We start from the raw sequence: 3,298 nt of genomic DNA on the forward strand, positions 1-3,298 counted from the left end.
AGCGGCTTCATCTATTACTCCCTCTCCGACGTCCTGCGGGACGAGTTGAAAAAACAGGGGAAAGAAGTCACGCGCGAAAATCTCATCGAAATCGGCAACCGCCTTCGCACCGAGGGAGGGCCGTCTGTTTTGGCCGACCGCGTGTTGGCGCGGCTCGATCCCGAAAAAAATTACGTCGTCGACTCCATCCGCCATCCGGCGGAGGCAAAGGCCCTCAAACGCCGCGCCGATTTTTCGCTTCTCAACATTTCGGCACCGCAAAAGGTCCGTTTCGAGCGGGTAAAGGCGCGAGGCCGCGAAAATGACCCGCAGATCTTCGATGAATTTTCAAAAATCGAGAAAATTGAAGACAAGAGCGACGATCCCAACAAACAACAGATGAACCAGACCATCCTGCTTTCCGATTTTGAGGTGGTCAACGACTCGACTTTGGAGGCCCTGCACGAAAGGATGCGTGGACTCTTGCGCGACCTCGGAAAAAAAAACTCCCGGCCGGGCTGGGACGAGTACTTTATGGGAATCGCCAAGGTCGCGGCGCTCCGGAGCAACTGCCTCAAAAGAAAAGTCGCCGCGGTCATCGTAAAAGATAAGCGGATTATCGCCACCGGCTACAACGGCACGCCGCGCGGCGTGAAAAATTGCAGTGACGGCGGTTGTCCGCGGTGCAATGCTTTCGGGGCCTCCGGTGCTGATCTTGGCGAGTGTCTTTGCTCGCATGCGGAGGAAAATGCGATAGTCCAGTCGGCCTACCACGGTGTTGGCATCAAGGAGGCCACCCTCTACACCACCTTTTCCCCCTGCCTGATGTGCACGAAGATGATCTTGAACAGCGGCATCAAGGAAGTGGTCTACAATGCCGCCTATCCGATGAGCGAGGTCTCGCTCAAACTCCTGGCCGAGGCTTATATCAAGGTAAGGCTTGTCAGGCAGGCATAGGAAATCAATAACAAGCGAGACAGCTATTGACACAACTGTTCATATAATGTAATTTTAAATGGTCTTTAAAAGGACTCTTTATGCTAACAATAAAAAATATCCTCCCGGTTACCACGGTAAAACGAGATCTCATGAAGCTTCTCAAAAAGGTTCAGGAGGAGGGGAATCCGCTTGTTATTACCAAGGACGGCAAGACTGCGGGGGTGTTGATGAGCGGCGAGGAGTACGAGGGGCTGATGGAGACTCTGGAGATCTTGGGCGACAAGCAACTGATGAGACAACTTAAGAAAGCCGACGAGGATTTTCGCAAAGGACACTCTTACACGCATGAACAGGTCTTTAAGGAATGATTCTCCGCTATTCTCCCGAGTCCAAAGAAGTCATTCGAAGCCTCCCTCCCGAAATCAAGCAGGGAATGCGGCTTCTTTTGGATGGCTTGCGCGAGACACCTTACAGCGGTAAACCGCTACAAAGAGAACTGACCGGTTTTTATTCCCTGCGCTACAAGCGCTACCGCATCATCTACAAACCGCCTTCGGATGACAAGGAGGTCCGTGTCTACTCCATCGGACCACGCAAGGAAATTTACGAGAAATTTACAAAATTACTGGCCGAACGTCACTAATCAGCGCCCCTTCAGCGCCTTCCCGTTCACCGCCACTTTTTTGATGTGATAGGTTTTGGTGGTGCGGACAAGATTGGAATAGAGATCTCCCGTGGAGGGAATTTCGGAGGCGTCGATGACGATGTAGTCGGCCTTTTTGCCGGGGGCGAGCGTCCCGATTTCCGAGGCCCAGCCAAGGGCCTCGGCCGCGTTCCGCGTCACCATTGCCAGCAGTTCCTCGCCGGAGAATGTTCCGTCCGTTTTTTCCTGCAAAAACCGCATTTCATCCCAGAGAGACAGCGTGGCGTTTGAGTGCAAGCCATCGGTGCCTAACGCCAGACAAATCCCTTTTTCCTTCATCGTTCTGACGGGCGCTTCTCCTAACTGAAGATAGTGGTTGGAGCGGGGGGAAATGACGACGCGAGCCTTCGCCTTTGCAATCCGGTCGAGATCGCTTTGGGTGGCCTGAACACAGCCAACCAAAAGGGGTCTGGCCTCCAGAAATTTGATTTCATCCAGATATTCCACCGGCGTTTTCTTGAAGTTGGGGGGCTTTTCGTCCCAGCCGAAATAGGAAAACAACTTGTCGCCGATATCCCCGGATGAATTGTAAAAGAACTCCACCTCCTGAAAACTCTCGGCCGTCTGCAACATCAGCGGCACGCCATTGGCCCGGCAATGTCCCGCAACAATGCGCAAAATATTGGGCGAGATGGCGTAAGGGGCGTAAGGGGCAAGACCGACGCGGACAAGATCAGACTCGCTTTCAGAGTACTTTTCCACCAGCGCCAGCGCGGACTCGAAAAGATCCTGTGCCACCTTGCCGTCGTAGCCGATCAGTTCGGGAAAAACCACCGCGCGCACGCCGGTTTTTTTGACCGTCTCGAAAATTCCCTCAAAACTCCCCTGATCGGCCACACAGGTGGTTCCCGTCTCGATGCAGGAGGCCAAGCCCTCTTCCACCGCATCTTTCAACTTCATCGGCGAGGCCTTTTTTTTGTACTCGATGCAACCGATGAGCCACTCGATAAAATCGACATTCACCCCCAACTGCCGCACCGGATCCATGAGGTAATTCTTGTGGTGCGACATGTCGAGATGGGTATGCGCGTTGATAAGCCCCGGCATGAGGAGATGGTCGGGATAATCCTCTTTGTCTTTGATTTTGTACTGGCTTTGGAGATCGCTTTTTGGACCGACCGCGATGATTTTTCCCTCTTCGACGACAATCCCGCCGTTATCGATCGGCGGGGAATCCATCGTGAGAAGATATTTGGCGGTAATGAGTTGCATGCTCTCCCCTATCATACAATTACATTATCAATCAATCGTGTCCTTCCAACAAACACGGCGACGGCAAAGAGCGTTTTGCTTTTGCGATATTTTTTGAGGGGCTGAATCGATTCGGCAGACACGCATTTTACGTAGTCGATGCGGGCCAGCGGTTCGTGGCGGATAAGGGTGATAAGTTGACGCTTTAACAAAGCGAGATTTCGTTTTCCTTTTTTAACTTCATGTCCGATTTGATTGAGAGAACGCGAGAGAACCAACGCCGCTTTTCGCTCGGACGGATTGAGATAAACATTGCGCGAACTCATCGCCAAGCCGTCCCGTTCGCGAACCGTCTCCACGCCGACCATTTTGATCGGCATATTCAGGTCTTTGACCATCCGCTTCAACACGGCAAATTGCTGAAAATCTTTTTTGCCGAAAAAGGCGATGTCGGGCTGAATAAGGTTGAACAATTTGGCGACAATC

5 protein-coding genes are annotated in these 3,298 nt (G+C 52.4%); 3 read left to right on the forward strand and 2 right to left on the reverse strand.

Annotated features, from left to right (window positions below; all coding sequences use genetic code 11):
* Positions 1-450: 450 nt before the first annotated feature.
* The 3 genes from HYU99_06720 to HYU99_06730 all read left to right on the forward strand — a co-directional run bounded on the left by HYU99_06720 (position 451) and on the right by HYU99_06730 (position 1,561).
* Positions 451-936, forward strand: a complete 486-nt coding sequence (locus tag HYU99_06720) for a dCMP deaminase family protein (protein MBI2340037.1) — start codon at positions 451-453, stop codon at positions 934-936.
* Between the two features lie 80 nt (positions 937-1,016).
* Positions 1,017-1,286, forward strand: coding sequence for a type II toxin-antitoxin system Phd/YefM family antitoxin (locus tag HYU99_06725; GenBank protein ID MBI2340038.1), 270 nt, complete (start codon positions 1,017-1,019; stop codon positions 1,284-1,286).
* Positions 1,283-1,561: a type II toxin-antitoxin system RelE/ParE family toxin gene (locus tag HYU99_06730; GenBank protein MBI2340039.1), complete on the forward strand. Its 279-nt coding sequence runs from the start codon at positions 1,283-1,285 to the stop codon at positions 1,559-1,561. The genes HYU99_06725 and HYU99_06730 overlap by 4 nt, the downstream gene beginning before the upstream one ends.
* On the opposite strand, the gene HYU99_06735 is transcribed toward HYU99_06730, so the two are convergent.
* Positions 1,562-2,833 carry an amidohydrolase family protein gene (locus HYU99_06735; GenBank protein ID MBI2340040.1) on the reverse strand — a complete coding sequence of 424 codons (1,272 nt, stop codon included), beginning with the start codon at positions 2,831-2,833 and terminating at the stop codon, positions 1,562-1,564.
* A gap of 11 nt (positions 2,834-2,844) precedes the next feature.
* A partial coding sequence (locus HYU99_06740; protein MBI2340041.1) for a 4-phosphopantoate--beta-alanine ligase occupies positions 2,845-3,298 on the reverse strand: 454 nt, incomplete at its 5' end.

The organism is Deltaproteobacteria bacterium, from assembly GCA_016183175.1.
Taxonomy (GTDB): Bacteria; UBA10199; UBA10199; order UBA10199; family SBBF01; genus JACPFC01.

Excerpts from the sequence above, each read along its gene's own strand:
- HYU99_06720 (MBI2340037.1), top strand. The coding sequence starts at position 451 with ATGCGTGGACTCTTGCGCGACCTCGGAAAAAAAAACTCCCGGCCGGGC.
- HYU99_06725 (MBI2340038.1), top strand. The coding sequence starts at position 1,017 with ATGCTAACAATAAAAAATATCCTCCCGGTTACCACGGTAAAACGAGAT.
- HYU99_06735 (MBI2340040.1), bottom strand. The coding sequence starts at position 2,833 with ATGCAACTCATTACCGCCAAATATCTTCTCACGATGGATTCCCCGCCG.
- HYU99_06730 (MBI2340039.1), top strand. The coding sequence starts at position 1,283 with ATGATTCTCCGCTATTCTCCCGAGTCCAAAGAAGTCATTCGAAGCCTC.